Here is a 15,929-nt window from a genome sequence, read left to right as displayed (position 1 = left end):
TTTAATAAATAAGCGGCGGCGAAGATAAATAACCCATCATTCATTTTCATTTTCTGCCGGCTATCAATGCACGGTGTCCTGCTCCAACTTATCGGCTGTTACAGGTTTTGAAATAATATATAAGCCAATAAAAGTCAGTAGGGCATTGATGATAATAAGTTCAAGCCCAATTTGAAAAGAACCGAAAATCGCCGATTGGTACTTATCAATAAAGAAACAAAGAATCGGTGCAATAAAGCAGACATATGGCACCAGTTTGTCCACAGGCCTTCTTTTTACAAAAATGCCAAAAGCAAATAAACCTAACAGCGGGCCGTAGGTGTATCCCGCCAGTTTTAAAATAACGCCGATCATACTATTATCATTAATCACATGAAACATCAATACCAATAGCAGGAAAAGAAAAGCGACTGTTAAATGAATGCGTTGGCGGAAGGATTTTTTTTGCTTTTCATTCATATCGGTGCGGCGGTTGATGCCGGCAATATCAATGCAAAAGGAAGATGTGAGTGCGGTCATAGCGCCGTCAGCACTTGGAAAAAGCGCAGATATCAAAGCAATGATAAAGATGATGGAAATAAAAGAAGGCATATGCTGAAGCGCAACGGTCGGAAACAGTGCATCGCCTTGGGCCGTAATGTTTTCATTTGCTGCAAATAAATGCAACAATCCGCCAAGATACAGGAACAAACCAATCACCACTACCATAATAAAGGCAAGCGATACCATGTTTTTCTGTGAGTCTTTGAGCCTGCTTACCGAAATGCTTTTTTGCATCATTTCCTGGTCTATGCCCGTCATGCTCAAAGTGATAAATGCGCCCGCCAGTATTTGTTTAACGAAATAAGATTTTGAGTTAACATCGGTGCTGAAAATCCGTGACAGGCCCGTGCTGCGCATCGCTTCAAGGCTTTCCGGTATATTCATATTCATATGTTGCAACAGGTAAACGGTGCAGATAATCAGTCCGAGCAACATACCCGAAGTTTGTAAAGTGTCGGTCCACACAATGGTTTTAACACCGCCTTCAAAAGTGTACAGGATGATCATGACAAGGATAATCACCGTCGAAATCCAGAAAGGAATGCCGAAGCTATCCAGAATGGTTGCCTGTAGGATATTAACGACCAGGTAAAGCCTGGCTGTAGCGCCCACCAGCCGGCTGATAATAAAAAACCAGGCGCCGGTTTTGTAAGAAAGCATTCCCATGCGGGCTTTGAGGTAACCGTAGATCGATGTAAGCTGCAGGCGGTAGTAGAGCGGCAACAATACAAAAGCAATCACCAGGTAGCCGATCATATAGCCGAGCGTAATTTGCATATATCCAAACGAATCGGCCCCAACGGCTCCGGGCACACTTACAAATGTGACGCCGCTCAACGAAGTACCGATCATGCCAAATGCTACCAGCATCCAATTGCTGCTGCGGTTGCCAATAAAGAAAGACTCATTGTTGCTGTTTTTACTGGTTCTCCACGCAACAAGAAGCAATAAAAGGAAATAAGCAATAACAACGGAAAATAAAAACCCTGCAGACATATTATATAATTATGAATTAATTGGTTTTGGAAAACTAATTTTTGAAGATATGCAAAAATGCTTCTCTTTTGTAAATAAAATGTGAGATTATGTCAATTAAATCACTGGCAGTTTTTTGTGGTTCAAAAGATGGCCGCTCCGAACTTTTCAGGAGCGAGGCGGCTGTACTTGGTCAATGGATGGCGTCGCGGCAAATCAGCCTGATCTATGGCGGCGGAAACGTAGGCCTGATGGGAATTGTTGCGAACGCTGTTATGGATCATGGCGGCGCGGTTACCGGTGTCATTCCTGAAATTTTGGACGCCCGTGAACGGTCGCATAAAACGATTACCGAATTGCTGGTCGTGGGCGATATGCATATTCGCAAAAGAAAAATGTATGAACTTTGTGACGCAGCCGTTATTCTGCCCGGCGGCTACGGAACGCTCGATGAATTGTTTGAAATGATCACCTGGAATAATTTGTCGATCCACGACAAGCCCATCTACATCATTAATTTGAATGGTTTTTACAATCACCTCCTGAAACATATCGAACTAATGTTGGAAGAGGGTTTTTTGTACGAAAACCCGTTGTATAAGATCACCGTTTTAAATAATATCGAAGCCTTGATGGAAGTGCCCGAATTGAATCAACGGTAGTCGGTCATTTAAGGCTCAGGCTTCGCGAAGGATTTTTTCCATTTTACGCCCTTTGGCCAGTTCGTCTACAAGCTTATCCAAATACCGGGCTTTCCTGGTCAGCGGGTTTTCAATTTCTTCCACGCGGTAACCACATATGACCCCGGTTATTAGCCCGGCGTTTGGATGCAGTTTAGCTTTTTCAAAAAAAGTTTCAAAGGTCACCTGGTCCTCTATAAGCTGTTGAAGTTTTTGCTCATTAAACCCCGTCAGCCATTCAATAACTTCATGTAGCTCTGCAACCGTTCTTCCCTTTTTTTCAACTTTTGTAACATAATGCGGATATACGGATGAAAATTTCATTTGGGCAATGCGCTCATCATGATTATTTGCGTGGGCCATGACTATCCATTTTTTCGTTTGGGTAAAGGTCTTAAAGTTAAAACAAGATTTTGGTAGGGCCGGAAAAAGGAAATGATTTTTTTACGGAAATAATCAAATTTTAAAAGGAAAGGGGCGCCTTCGCGAGCCGGCTTTTAGCGCTCAGTAGCCTGAAAAATGAACATGAAAAATACAATCCACTTCGGTCATTTATTATATTTTCGTACGATGAAGTCATTAATCTCTTTCTTATTTCTTTTATTTATTCATATCGGCGCTCTTGCGCAATCGACGGGCGCGGCGCAAATTTTACAGCAGATTCGCAAGCTAAAAGTATTAGGCTCCGTTTTATATGTTGCCGCTCATCCGGATGATGAGAATACAAGGTTGATTGCTTACATGGCCAATGATAAATTATATCGCACCGGCTATTTATCCCTTACAAGAGGCGACGGCGGTCAAAATCTGATTGGCGATGAACAGGGCATAGAATTAGGTTTGATTCGTACACAGGAATTGTTAGCGGCGCGGCGCATTGATGGCGGTGAACAGTTTTTCACCCGCGCTTATGATTTTGGCTATTCTAAAAATCCTGAGGAAACTTTTACCAAATGGGATAAGGAAAAAGTGTTGGCCGACGTGGTTTGGGTTATTAGAAAATTTCAGCCCGACGTCATTATTACCAGATTTCCGGTAACCGGCGAAGGAGGCCACGGCCATCACACAGCCAGCGCCATCTTAGCGAATGAAGCGTTTAAAGCGGCCGCCAACCCGGCTATGTTTCCAGAACAATTGCAATATGTGAAACCCTGGCAAGCCAAAAGAATTCTTTGGAATACTTTCAACTTCGGTGGCAACAATACCACCGATCCTTCCCAGTTTAACGTAAATGTTGGCGGTTTTAATCCGCTGCTCGGAAAAAGCTATGGCGAGATTGCAGCCGAAAGCCGCAGCCAGCACAAGTCGCAGGGTTTTGGGTCTGCTGCCTCCCGCGGCGATAGCTACGAATTTTTTAAAACAACCGGTGGTGATGCGCCCAAAGACCAATTGCTCGACGGAGTTGACATGAGCTGGAACAGGATAGGAAGAAACGGGGCGGCTATTTTGCAATCGATCAATGGAATTGAAAAGTCATTTAACGCCTTAAAACCGGAGGCTTCAGTACCGGCATTAGTCAATCTTTATCGCTTGCTGGAGCGTCAGTCAGCCGATCACTGGATTAGCCAAAAAAAGAAGGAAGTGCAACAGTTGATAGCGCAGGCTGCGGGTTTATTTATAGATGCATATACTAATCGGCCCTTCGCGGTTCAAACCGACCAGTTGCCCGTGCATATCGTAGTGAACAACCGCTTAGGAACCGATGCTTCGTGGAAATTGCTGTCGCTGGCGGATGTGTCGGCAACGCTGAATAAAACGCTTGAAAGCAATAAAAATATTTCCGTTGATCAGACGGTCGACGTTTCCCTGGGTAAAAAAGTTTCGCAGCCCTACTGGCTAAGCGAGCGCAAAGAGGAAGGGCTTTACGCTGTAGCAGATCAACAGATGATCGGTGTCCCCGATGCTGAACCGGCTTACACAGCCCGGCTACTGATCAATATCAGTGGCCATGATTTTGTATTTGAGCAACCTGTAAGATATAAACACACCGATCCGGTAAAGGGCGAAACCTATCAACCTTTGATCGTTGTGCCTCCCGCAACGATAACCGCTTCGCCCAACCTTTTGGTGTTTAACGGCGTTGACCATCGTACACAAAGCGTGCAAACACAGCTGCATGCTTTCACTAATATCGAAGGCCATATTACAGCCGGCCTCACGGGGATTGATTATTCCGGCGTGCAGCAACAAACGCTTCAATTGAATAGTGGAAAAACGGCAGTGTTTAATTTCGATGTAACAGAAAAACACGCGCCGGAAGAAGTGTACACGCTGACGGCTTATGCGAATAAGAAAGACGCAAAAGACACAGTAGGTTATCACCTGGCTTTACGGAGCATCGACTACGATCATATTCCCGCCATCAGGTATTTTTATCCTGATTTTATCACCAGCTTAAATGTCAATCTTAAAACAGCCGGAAAAAATGTGGGCTATATACCGGGCGCCGGAGACAAAGTCGCCGTCGTACTTGAGCGTATGGGATATAAAGTCACCATCCTGGATGAAACAACACTGCCCGTTCATGATTTAAGCCGCTTTGACGCGATTATTGCGGGCGTGAGAGCTTATAATACTAACGAGTGGCTCGATGAATATTATAATAAGCTAATGAGTTATGTTGAAAACGGAGGCAATTTTATTGTGCAATATAACACGAGTAATAACCTCGGATCTGTAAAATCTAAAATAGGTCCTTTCGATTTTCGCATTACCCGCAACCGCATTACCAATGAGCAGGCTGAAGTGACAATTATTGCGCCTTCACATAATGTGTTTAACTTTCCCAATAAGATCACGGAAAAAGATTTCGAACATTGGATCCAGGAAAGAAGTATTTATCATGCAGGCGCGTGGGATAAAAACTTTCAGGCATTGCTGTCAATGGCCGACCCGGGAGAAGCGGCCGACGAAGGAAGCCTGATTACCGCAAAGTATGGTAAAGGTAATTTTACGTATACCGGCCTGGTATTTTTTAGAGAATTACCGGCAGCCGTGCCGGGCGCTATGCGATTGCTGGCCAATTTGATTGCGCTGAACCAGCAAGAAAAATAATTTAGCGACGCATCCGGCGCCCTCGAAAACGAATTAAAGTATGAGTGATAATAATAAGAAGCAAATCATGGGCATGAGGCGCGGGGAGATGGCTTTTTTAGTAGCGATTGTAATCGGGCTGATTATAGGCAGCCTCGTTAAGCGCGTACGCCTGGGATTAATGCTGGGACTGATCATAGGCTTGGGAATTGTATTTCTCAATGGAATCCGATCAAAAAGATAAACTATGCAAGAAGAAGACAACAAGCCGCCGCTATTTACAACCTGGAAGGCCTGGTATGTTGTAGTAATCATGGTGCTCGTGGCGCTGATATTGTTTTTCTATTACCTGACGAATAAATTTTCATGACGCCTTTAGACTGGATTGTGCTGGGCAGCACCTTGCTGCTCATTATTTTATATGGAGTCTTTAAAAGCCGGAGCAGCAAAGATCTGGAAGGATATTTTCTGTCCAACAGGAGTATGCCCTGGTATGTGGTGCTACTAAGCATCATGGGCACACAGGCCAGTGCCATTACTTTCCTGGCTGCGCCGGGACAGGCTTACACGGATGGCATGCGGTTCGTGCAATATTATTTCGGTTTGCCCTTGGCTGCTATTGTGATTTGCGTTTCGTTCGTGCCCGTATTCAGCAAACTCAGGGTTTATACAGCATACGAATATTTGGAGAACCGATTTGATGCTAAAACCCGCACGTTCACCTCGTTTTTGTTTTTATTGCAGCGCGGACTCTCGACCGGTATCAGCATTTTTGCGCCTTCTTTGATCTTGTCGGTTATTTTTGGTTGGAACATTTATTTCACAAATCTGCTGATCGGCGGCGTATTGATCGTTTATACGCTCGGCGGCGGCGCGCGCGCGGTGGCCTACACACAAAAGCTTCAGTTTTTTGTCATCATGCTTGCCCTGTTTTTGGCGGGTTACTACATGGTTAAAGGGCTTCCGGAAGGGATCGGTTTTACCGACGCCATTTCTATTGGAGGTAAGCTCGGAAAGTTTAACATCATCACCACCGGCGCCGAAGGCGGTTCTTTCGATTGGGGTGATAAGTACAATATTTTTAGTGGCATTATCGGTGGATTTTTTTTGGCGCTCTCTTATTTTGGAACCGATCAATCGCAGGTGGGGAGATACCTGACAGCTAAAAATTTAAAAGAAAGCCGGCTGGGATTGTTGATGAACGGTATCGTGAAAGTGCCGATGCAGTTCTGTATTTTACTTTTGGGCGTGCTGGTATTTGCCTTTTACCAGTTTCATAAAGCGCCGGCCTTTTTTAACGATTACGAGCTTTCGCGGTTAGAGGCATCCGCGTACGGCCCCGATTTGGAGGCTTTAAAACTTCGGCTTGAAGCGGTTAATCAGCAGAAGGCGGATTTGCTGGCCGGGTACGCTCATGAAAATGAAGATCAAAAGCTACATGGCCTCAGGCAATTGCAGGACAGCGTGGGTTTTATACGTAACGAGATCAAAGGTTTAATCAGAGAGAATGGGGGCAGTGATAATGATACCAATTATATTTTTTTGAAGTTCGTGATGGATTATTTGCCGAAGGGCCTGGTGGGTTTAATCATTGCCGTGATCTTTTTAGCAAGTTGGGGAAGTATTGCGGCGGCGATTAACTCCCTTGCGTCCAGCACGGTCATTGATATCCATAAAAAATATTATCAAAAGGCGCGTCGCGACGATTACGCTTATTCAAAAATCTATACCGTGGCCTGGAGCCTGTTCTGTATCGGCGTCGCGATGTTTGTGGCCAATTGGAGCAATAGCCTGATTGAGGTGGTGAACGTTTTGGGCTCTTTGTTCTACGGAACTATTCTGGGCGTTTTTCTCGTGGCCTTTTACGCGAAAAGTGTAAAAGGAACAGCGGTTTTTGCTGCGGCGGTTATCACCGAAATTATCACCATTTTATTATTTGTGCTTAATGAATATGAAATCATCGGCTTGGGATTTTTATGGCTCAATATGATCGGCGCCATCCTGGTTTATCTACTCGCGATGATTTGGCAAAAGCTGATGCCTTCAAAATTGGCGGCGCCATAATTGGCGCAGTGAGATATCAAGTAAATTAGGGCTTTGCAGCCCGCGATAGGTATAATGCCACCATTCCGTGTCTAAGGCAGCAAAGCCGTGTTTGTCCATGACCGACTTTAATAAATGACGATTAGCTTTCATTTTGGGAGGCAAAGCAGTAAACCGATGGTGCGCGGTGTCAGTGAAATTATCAAAATCAGTTCCCATCTGCAATGGCTTACCTGTCTGCAATTCAATCAAAGTGAGGTCAACAGCGGTGCCGCGATTATGATTACTTCCTTTTGACGGCCGCGCCACATAACGCTCATCTTTTACAAGTCTCCAAAACTTCTTCGTTACCGCGTAGGGCCGGTAAGCGTCATAAATTAATAATCCCAGCCCCTTTGTTTTAAGCTCTTTTTGCACAGCTTTCAAGGCAGTGGCGGCTGGCGCTCTCATAAAGGTGTAATGAGTTTTTCGCGGGTACATGCTGCGATGCATGAAGTTGTCGCGACCGGCATATTTAAGATTATATTGCAGTGTAGGGGCTACTTTTTTCAGCTCGACCATTTTCTGGTCGGGATGGGCGGCGACGATTTTTCTATAAGCCTTAAAGTTGCGCGTTAGGGGAGTCCGCTGCTGAGCGCTTGCGGCCGTCAACCAACTTAAGCCTGTCAGGAGAAAAGCAAAACCTAAACTGCTTGTTTTTATAAAGGTCAAGATTCAGTGGTTTTGCCATCAAAGTCTTCTTCATTTGCTTCCGCTTCTTTTTTTGTTGCTCTTACGATCCCATCTTTGTGATGCGGCGGGGCATAGATGGTGTACATTTTCAGGTCTTCGGCGCCTGTGTTGATAACGTTGTGCCGCGCGCCAGCGGGTATAATAATGGCGCTTCCGTCCGATACTTCATATTCATGATCGTCTATGACGCATTTACCCGATCCGGCTTCAAAACGAAAGAACTGATCGTTTGCTTCGTGCACTTCTTCTCCGATGGACTCGCCCGCGGGAAGGCTCATGAGCACTAGCTGCATGTGTGCCGCTGTGTATAAAACTTTCCGAAAGTCGGTGTTGGTTAAAGTCAGTTTTTCAATATTGTCGTGGAAGCCTTTCATGTTGGTCGTTTTAAATTTGTTTATAAATCTTCCTCTCTTTCCAGCATTAAAATAGCGCCCTGTGGCACAATGAAATATTTTTCATCTTCGTACATCACTTCCGTGGCGCCGCTCATTAAAAAAATTGCAAGGTCGCCTTCCTTCGCTTGCAGCGGAACGTATTTCACCTGGTCTTCTTCATTTTTCCAGGGCTCTTCTTCGATAGCTACCGGAATGGCATATCCCGGCCCGGTTTTGATCACATAACCCTGTTGCACTTTTTCTTTTTCCTGCACTCCTGGCGGCAGATACAGGCCGCTGGCCGTTTTTTCATCAGGTTTTGTAGGTTTGATGAGTATCCTGTCGCCAATAACGACCAGTTTTTTAAACCTGTTTTCCGCAGTGATTCGCATATCAGATATTTGTAAGGTAAAAATATAAAGTTCTCCGTTGTTTTCAAACAAAGCTCTTTACATAACATAAAATGCCGGCTTGAGTTTAAAGGTGAGTGACGGTATTTTTCGCGCGCCCGTGTTGGAATTTACAACTCAACGATTTTGGCGGTACGCAAACTGTCGATTTTCATAATTACCGTGTTGTATTGTTGTAAAACACTGTCTAGTGTTTGCAATTCTGTAGAAGGTTTTGATTTTTCTAGATCTTTTTTATAAGATTTTAAGGCAGCTTCTACTTGTTTGTATTTATTATAAACGCTATCCATTTTAAAGGTGTTGAGCGTTTCAGCGAGCTTGGTATGCGCGTGCTCCCAATTGATCTGGTCATAATGCAAACGCAATAGATCCGCATGCTTCTGCCAATTTGCAGTCTCTAATTTTTTACTATAGATAACTTTAAGGGCTTCTTTTTCCTCGCTGGTCACCGTTTCTGCCAGGGCGTGTTCTATAGCTTTCCAGCTAAGCTCCGTTACAATCTTTCTTGTGGCTGCCAGCGCCGCCTGTACATTATGCTCCTCCTGTTCTTCCAGGGCGGGGACAACGCTGCTTACCTGATTAACCAATATAACCTGGACTTGCTCATCGGCTGATTCGATAGGGGGTGTGAGCTCCTGTGATGCCGTAGGCTGCACCTCTATTTTTATGGATTTTTTAAGGCCGGTTTCCGGGGCTTTGTTATCACGCGCTACGACTGTGGGTTCGCTTTCCGCTACGCTTTGCGTTTCCGGGTGCTCATTCGACAGCATAACCGTAGGTTGATAAGGTTGCTGCTGTTCGATCAAGGCAAAAGGCGCATTAGCCGGTGTTATGATTGTTTTTTGGCGTACCAAACCAATCGTGGCCGCTGCTAATATCAGCAACGCCAACGCCAGCAAACTCTTGAGGGAAGGGAGTTTTCGCTGTCCGGTTCCAAAAATCCATTCAATTCTTTCCATGAGCGCCGTGCCTTTTCCAGTCATGGCAATCCCAAATAGATGAGGCTTTGCCACATTTTCGCGGGCCAGCTTCACCAATGTTTCGGCGTAGGTATATTTGTTATACTCAAATTGAAGCACCCAATTGTCCGCTGATTTTTCGCGCTCCTCTCCGTGCATGTCTGCCAGCAATTTTGCAAAGGGATTAAAATACAGCAGCGTGAGAATAATTTGGGTTATAATATTTTGCAGGTAGTCGTTTCTTTTGATGTGCGCCAATTCATGGAGTATGATTGATTCTACCTGCCGAATGGATAACTGGTTGAGCAACGCCACCGGAAACAGGATGACCGGCTTAAAAAAGCCGAAAGTAAGGGGAGAAGCAATAAGCGTAGAAGTGTAAATCCTCACTTTTCTTTTAATGCCCAAATATTGGCAGGCGTCGAGCAGAAAAATTTTAAAATGACCTGGCACTTTGCCTGATTTATGATTTCTTAACCGATAAGTTTTGCCGATGCCGGCGCAAAACCGGGCTGTAGGTATGATTAATAAAAGTAGATAAGCAAGCGCAGCATAGAAAGCAACCGGCTGTAAGTCTTGTATACCGGAAAGCCAGCCAATCAATCCAAAATCGAGTTGGGGATTAACTAAGAAGATTACCAAAGTCGCCCAAAAACTGATAAAACCTATTAGCAGCGCGATAAAACTTATCAGGCTTAATTGTTTTGGCTTCAAATTACTGTGAAACCGGCTGTGCACCAATACCAAAATCCACAACAGCCCCATTTGCCAAATACTGTTGAGTATCGCATGTCCGATAGCAATAAGTAGGAATGGCAAACCGTCGCTCATTAATCTTATTTTTTCTTTAAATCGTCAATGAAAGATTGGATCTGGTCGAGTTCAGCTGCGCTAACCTTTTGGCTACCCAGGGCCTGCAGCACCAATTGCGATGAAGAGCCGCCAAAGAGATTGCCGATAAATTTATTCAGAAGAAATTTTTGTGTGTTTTCTTTATCGCTCGCAGCTTTATAAATATGCGTTCTTGAAGAATCATTGCGCTCGACTAGCCCTTTTTCATTCATAATCTGCATCAATTTCAGGGTGGTTGTATAGCCAATATCCCTGCTCACCACCAATTCTTCATGTACCTGTCTCACGGTAGCTTCTCCTTTTTGCCAGAGCACCTGCAAAATTTCAAGTTCACTTTCGGTAGGTTTTAGCGCTTTGATCTCTGCCATAAACAAAATTTAAAACAATTTACGATTTGTTTCGTATAAAAGATCAGCGTTCTAAATTTTTCTGCAAATTTTTAACATTTGGAAAAGCCGGCGGTTAGTCCTGCAACAAATGAATTAGTTCGTCAATTTCGGCCAGCATATACATTTTATGATCGGCGTGAAAGCAGGCTTTAAGATCTGATAATAATTTTTGAATGACCTGGCGGTTGTTCTGTGGTTTGAAATATTGGGGTTGTACCGGCGAAGATATCCGGTTGAAATAATTGTAAAGGTCGTTATGAGTAAAAGCCTGGCCCAAAGTGGGGTCGATGAAGAAATCGATATTCAGATGTAATTTATCTTCCTCGGGCTCTGCTTTGGGCTTGAAATAACCTAAAACAAATTGGTTGGGGACAGGCAGTAGCTTAACGGGAATATCGAGCAGTTCGGCAAGCAGCAGATACAAAACGCCATTGCCGGTTTGATTGCCTCTTTTAGATTCAATAATATTCGGAATCAGGAAGTCGTTAGGGCGTTTTTGTTCGGGGTCAACGCTTTTTAGACCGAAATAATTATATACAATGCTGTTGATAACATTTACCTGCTCGAGTGGCGTGAGGTAATTGTTGAGTTCGATCCAAATATTACGCCGCAGGCGTTCAATATCCTGAATCACCTTGCCCGTGTGCAAATCGGGATAAATTAGTTTAGCAACCAGCAATGTGGCGGGCAAGAGTTCGAGATGGGGCGCGTTGCTCCACGCGATGAAATCATTTTTAAGGTTTACAAAATGAAGCCGGTGTATTAAAGTTTCAATGCGTTCCTGTACCACATCGTCAACCGTGTTTTCCCACAGGTCTTCAAGATTAGGGATAATAGGAGTTCCGTAAGCAATAATGCGATTACTTACGGCTTCAAATACTTCCGTGTCAGGGTCCTCTATCAGCGTAAGCAGCGCTTCAACTTCTTTTTCATTGTCCATAAATATTTGTTTACGGGTTGACCGTGGCGCATTGACTTGCCTACTTCAACAAGGAACGTTTACTCCATATTGTGAAAAACTTTTTGTACATCTTCATCCTGTTCGAGGCGCTCAATGAGTTTGCTCACATCTTCTGCCTGCTCGTCATTGACAGGAACGGTGGTAGATGGGATCCATTCAACTTCGGCGCTGATCGGCGTAATGTTTTTTTCCTCGAGCGCTTTTTGCATATTGCCAAAATCAGTAAAAGCAGTTCGCAATACAATGAGCTGGTTGCCTTCCTCGTCTGCACTTTCTCCCAGCTCTTCCAGGCCATAATCGATGAGTTCCAATTCGAGTTCTTCAGCGTTCAGCCCTTCCGGGTTTAGTTTAAAAACCCCCATTTTGTTGAATTGGAAAGCAACGCTGCCGCTGTTGCCCATGGCGCCGCCGCCTTTATTAAAGTGTGATTTCACGTTGGCAACCGTGCGAACATGGTTGTCGGTCGCGGTTTCTACCAGGATGGCAACGCCATGCGGAGCATACCCTTCATAAAGAATCTCTTCATAGTTCTCCATTTCCTTACCCTGCGCCCGTTTGATAGCGGCTTCCACGCGGTCTTTTGGCATATTCACGCTTTTCGCATTTTGCATGCAGCGGCGCAGCGCCGGATTGGTAGCAGCATCAGGTCCGCCGGCTTTTACGGCGATGGCGATCTCTTTTCCAATTCTGGTGAACTGTTTGGCCATGCGATCATACCTGGCAAACATCGTAGCTTTACGTACTTCAAATATCCTTCCCATATAAAAATTTCTTGCTTTCTTAAGTGGGCAAATTTAAGGTTTTGTCGCGCAATTAAAAAGGCTGCCTCGCGGCAGCCTTTAAAAAAATTAATCGTTGAGCCGCCGGCTCATATTGCTGTTTTTCTTTCCGTAGAAAAAATAAATCGCTAATCCAATCACCAGCCAAATCGCCAGGCGCTCCCAGCTTTCAACCGGTAATCCTGCCATAAGGCCCACACAAACAATCACGCCTAAAATAGGTAACACAGGTACCAGCGGTGTCCTGAAGCCGCGTTTGGCCTCTGGGTTGGTTTTTCTCATCACGATAACGCCAATACAAACCAGCGAAAATGCAAACAGGGTACCGATGCTCACCATGTGGCCCAAATCTGAAACGGGAATAAATCCGGCGAACAAACTCACAAAGATCATAAACACCACGTTTGTTTTCCAGGGCGTTCTGTTCTTCGTATGCAATGTAGAAAAGAATTTTGGTAAAAGACCGTCAACGCTCATGCTGTAAAACACGCGGCTTTGTCCCATAAGCATTACGAGCATTACCGAAGTGTATCCTGCTATGATCGCAATCGTCAACGCCGAATTTAAAAACGTGTAACCTGTTTTTGCAAACGCGGTGGTCACCGGGCTTGCATCGCCATGAAATACCGTGTAATTTTCCAGGCCGGTTAATACATATGAAAACAATACATACAGAATCGTACAAATTAACAACGAACCGATAATACCGATTGGCATGCCTTTCTGCGGATTTTTGGCTTCCTGCGCTGCAGTACTTACAGCGTCAAAACCGATAAAGGCGAAGAATACTACACCGGCACCCCGCAGAATTCCACTCCATCCAAAATGGCCAAATTCCTCACTTCCAAAAAATTGCATAAAAGTCCACTCGCCCGTTTTCATCATACTTTCACCTGCATTTTCAGGAATAAAAGGAGTGTGGTTAGCGGGATTGATAAAGCCCCATCCCAAAATGATAAAAACAACTACCACGGTCACTTTCAGAATCACCAGAATATTATTCATCAGCGCCGACTCTTTTGTTCCTTTTATCAATAGCAATGATAACAAGCAAACAATAATGATGGCCGGCAGATTGACGATACCCCCCATATTCACACCATTGACCTCGTCCCACGGGCCGTGTAAAAGGGAGGTGGGAAGATGAATGCCGACCGAAGCCAGAAATTTACCCACATATTGCGACCAACTTACCGCTACTGTCGCGGCGCCCAAAGCATATTCCAACACAAGGTCCCAGCCAATGATCCAGGCGATAAACTCGCCCATGGTAGCATAACTATAGGTGTAGGCGCTGCCCGCAACAGGAATCATGCTCGCAAATTCAGCGTAGCATAAACCGGCAAAGGCGCAACCTACCGCCGCCAGGATAAAGGAGAAAACCACCGCCGGGCCTGCGTTTTCAGCCGCTGCAATACCCGTCAACGAAAAAAGGCCCGCGCCAATGATGGCGCCAATGCCCAACGCTACAAGCCCACCGGCAGACAACGTCCGCTTCAATCCTTTTTCTGAATCATCTGCTTCGGCTAATAAAATATTCAATGGCTTTTTTGTAAATAATCCCATAAGTATCAACTTTGAAATGATATATTATTTTTCGTTTACTTGTTTTGAAAGGCGGAAAATAAGGAATAATTGGAAATGCCTTAACAAAACTTTTGGCAATTCGGTATATTATCGCCTATTTTACCGTGTTTTAGTTATCGAAGGTAATATCCCTTTAGCATATAGTATTAATATTTATGACAAAAAGGAAATCTGGATTAATTGCAATTGTAGTATTTACCATTGTAGCTGCTTTACATCTATTTAGTTTTGAGGTCAGCGCGCTGCCCACCTCGCTTTTATTTGCGTCGCGATGGGTGCTTATTGCCGCCTTGTGCCTGTTTGCCTTTTATAAACGATCGCTGACCACGTGGATATTAACGGCGATGGCCCTGGGCGTAGAGATTGGCGTGGACTTCCCGGCCTTCTCGCAGAACTTACAATTTCTCAGTAAAATATTCCTAAGACTGGTAAAAACCATCGTTGCACCCTTACTTTTTTCTACACTTGTGGTGGGCATTGCCAGCCATAGCAACCTGAAGCAGGTGGGCCGCATGGGCTGGAAATCGCTATTGTATTTTGAAGTCGTGACCACTTTTGCTTTGGTCATCGGACTGATTTTCATCAATCTAACGCAGGCCGGTTCGGGTATTGTCGTTCCGGAAGCCTTGTTGCACGACCTGCCGACTGCTGTTCCTAAAACCTGGCAAGACCATATCATAGATATCTTTCCTGAAAATATTATCAAATCAATCTATGAAGGCAATGTATTGCCCATCGTTGTATTCAGTGTGATATTTGGAATTGCGCTGGCTATGTTGTCTGAACATCGCAAAAGGCCGCTGATTGAGTTTACGGAAAGCCTGGCTGAAACGATGTTCAAGTTTACGAATATCATCATGTACTTTGCACCATTTGGCGTCGGTGCGGCTATTGCGGTAACGGTGGGACATTTGGGTATTGACATCTTAAAAAACCTGGCGCTGCTGTTGGTTACATTGTATCTGGCGCTTTTTGCCTTCCTGTTTTTTGTGCTGCTTCCCGTGGCGCTGTTTATTGCAAAAATCCCCGTTAAAAAATTTATACAAGCCATCCGGGAACCGGTTTCTATCGCTTTTGCGACCACCAGTTCTGATTCGGCACTACCCAAGGCGCTCGAAAACATGGAAAAGTTCGGCGTACCGCGGAAGATTGTTTCTTTTGTAATCCCTACCGGATATACGTTCAACCTGGATGGCACCACGCTTTACTTATCGCTCGCTTCGATTTTTGTGGCGCAGGCAGTGGGTATCGAGTTTTCTTTTGGAGAACAGTTACTCATCGGATTATCGCTAATGCTGACCAGCAAAGGGGTTGCCGCGGTTCCCCGCGCATCGCTTGTAATTTTGATCGCCACAGCTCACACCTTTGGTTTACCTTTGTGGCCCATTATGGCTATCTATGGAATAGACGAGTTAATGGATATGGCGCGAACCAGCGTCAACGTTATGGGAAACACCCTGGCCAGTTGTGTTATCGCACGATGGGAGGGTGAATTTGATGACCTTAAAGCACAGACATTCACCGACGAATAAATTTTACACAATTTTTTAAAGAAAGAATTAAACTATTTTACTATAAACTTGTTTAATGCTCCTTGACGAGCAGCCAAGCC

The 15,929-nt window shown here is 44.6% G+C and carries 16 protein-coding genes; 6 read left to right on the top strand and 10 right to left on the bottom strand.

Going from position 1 to position 15,929, the window contains the following annotated elements:
• Positions 1-63: 63 nt before the first annotated feature.
• The gene (locus ABDK00_RS11910; RefSeq protein WP_346237174.1) at positions 64-1,539 is read right to left on the bottom strand and encodes a sodium:solute symporter; all 1,476 of its coding nucleotides are present in this window, start codon (positions 1,537-1,539) and stop codon (positions 64-66) included.
• An 89-nt stretch (positions 1,540-1,628) separates the two neighbouring features.
• On the opposite strand from ABDK00_RS11910, the gene ABDK00_RS11905 reads away from it, so the two are divergent.
• Positions 1,629-2,180 carry a TIGR00730 family Rossman fold protein gene (locus ABDK00_RS11905; protein WP_346237175.1) on the top strand — a complete coding sequence of 184 codons (552 nt, stop codon included), beginning with the start codon at positions 1,629-1,631 and terminating at the stop codon, positions 2,178-2,180.
• A gap of 15 nt (positions 2,181-2,195) precedes the next feature.
• Here the strand turns inward: ABDK00_RS11905 and ABDK00_RS11900 are convergent, their stop codons facing one another.
• Positions 2,196-2,561 (bottom strand): DUF2200 domain-containing protein, encoded by a 366-nt coding sequence (locus tag ABDK00_RS11900; RefSeq protein WP_346237176.1) that lies wholly within the window; start codon positions 2,559-2,561, stop codon positions 2,196-2,198.
• Between the two features lie 207 nt (positions 2,562-2,768).
• Here ABDK00_RS11900 and ABDK00_RS11895 point away from each other — a divergent pair, with 207 nt between their 5' ends.
• Genes ABDK00_RS11895 through ABDK00_RS11880 form a run of 4 tightly spaced genes read left to right on the top strand, consistent with a single transcriptional unit; the run spans position 2,769 to position 7,295 of the window.
• The gene (locus tag ABDK00_RS11895) at positions 2,769-5,252 is read left to right on the top strand and encodes a PIG-L family deacetylase (RefSeq protein ID WP_346237177.1); all 2,484 of its coding nucleotides are present in this window, start codon (positions 2,769-2,771) and stop codon (positions 5,250-5,252) included.
• Positions 5,253-5,292: 40 nt separating this feature from the next.
• Positions 5,293-5,475 (top strand): hypothetical protein, encoded by a 183-nt coding sequence (locus ABDK00_RS11890; protein ID WP_346237178.1) that lies wholly within the window; start codon positions 5,293-5,295, stop codon positions 5,473-5,475.
• A 3-nt stretch (positions 5,476-5,478) separates the two neighbouring features.
• On the top strand, positions 5,479-5,601 hold the full coding sequence (locus ABDK00_RS11885) for a hypothetical protein (RefSeq protein WP_346237179.1): 123 nt from the start codon (positions 5,479-5,481) through the stop codon (positions 5,599-5,601).
• Positions 5,598-7,295 (top strand): sodium:solute symporter, encoded by a 1,698-nt coding sequence (locus tag ABDK00_RS11880; protein ID WP_346237180.1) that lies wholly within the window; start codon positions 5,598-5,600, stop codon positions 7,293-7,295. Before ABDK00_RS11885 ends, ABDK00_RS11880 begins: the two co-directional genes overlap by 4 nt.
• Here the strand turns inward: ABDK00_RS11880 and ABDK00_RS11875 are convergent.
• From ABDK00_RS11875 to ABDK00_RS11840, 8 genes are all read right to left on the bottom strand, one after another.
• Complete coding sequence (locus tag ABDK00_RS11875) at positions 7,275-7,985, bottom strand: M15 family metallopeptidase (protein ID WP_346237181.1); 711 nt, start codon at positions 7,983-7,985, stop codon at positions 7,275-7,277. The two genes, ABDK00_RS11880 and ABDK00_RS11875, sit on opposite strands and share 21 nt — an antisense overlap.
• Positions 7,982-8,380, bottom strand: coding sequence for a cupin domain-containing protein (locus tag ABDK00_RS11870; RefSeq protein WP_346237182.1), 399 nt, complete (start codon positions 8,378-8,380; stop codon positions 7,982-7,984). The genes ABDK00_RS11875 and ABDK00_RS11870 overlap by 4 nt, the downstream gene beginning before the upstream one ends.
• 20 nt (positions 8,381-8,400) lie before the next feature.
• Positions 8,401-8,772, bottom strand: a complete 372-nt coding sequence (locus ABDK00_RS11865; protein WP_346237183.1) for a co-chaperone GroES family protein — start codon at positions 8,770-8,772, stop codon at positions 8,401-8,403.
• Between the two features lie 128 nt (positions 8,773-8,900).
• Entirely contained in the window at positions 8,901-10,580 is a 1,680-nt protein-coding gene (locus ABDK00_RS11860) for a M56 family metallopeptidase (RefSeq protein WP_346237184.1), read from the bottom strand.
• 5 nt (positions 10,581-10,585) lie between these two features.
• The gene (locus tag ABDK00_RS11855; RefSeq protein WP_346237185.1) at positions 10,586-10,969 is read right to left on the bottom strand and encodes a BlaI/MecI/CopY family transcriptional regulator; all 384 of its coding nucleotides are present in this window, start codon (positions 10,967-10,969) and stop codon (positions 10,586-10,588) included.
• A 94-nt stretch (positions 10,970-11,063) separates the two neighbouring features.
• A complete protein-coding gene (locus ABDK00_RS11850; protein ID WP_346237186.1) occupies positions 11,064-11,930 on the bottom strand; it encodes a transglutaminase family protein in 867 nt (288 codons plus the stop codon).
• A gap of 59 nt (positions 11,931-11,989) precedes the next feature.
• Complete coding sequence (locus tag ABDK00_RS11845) at positions 11,990-12,712, bottom strand: YebC/PmpR family DNA-binding transcriptional regulator (RefSeq protein WP_346237187.1); 723 nt, start codon at positions 12,710-12,712, stop codon at positions 11,990-11,992.
• 87 nt (positions 12,713-12,799) lie between these two features.
• Positions 12,800-14,296, bottom strand: a complete 1,497-nt coding sequence (locus ABDK00_RS11840; RefSeq protein ID WP_346237188.1) for an amino acid permease — start codon at positions 14,294-14,296, stop codon at positions 12,800-12,802.
• 176 nt (positions 14,297-14,472) lie between these two features.
• Between ABDK00_RS11840 and ABDK00_RS11835 the strand changes: the two genes are divergently transcribed.
• Positions 14,473-15,849 carry a dicarboxylate/amino acid:cation symporter gene (locus tag ABDK00_RS11835; protein ID WP_346237189.1) on the top strand — a complete coding sequence of 459 codons (1,377 nt, stop codon included), beginning with the start codon at positions 14,473-14,475 and terminating at the stop codon, positions 15,847-15,849.
• The last annotated feature ends 80 nt before the right edge of the window (positions 15,850-15,929 follow it).

Source organism: Niabella insulisoli (genome assembly GCF_039652435.2).
Classification (GTDB): Bacteria; Bacteroidota; Bacteroidia; order Chitinophagales; family Chitinophagaceae; genus Niabella; species Niabella insulamsoli.
The sequence above is the reverse complement of the archived record's forward strand: the minus strand, read 5'-3'. Positions and strand labels throughout refer to the sequence as shown.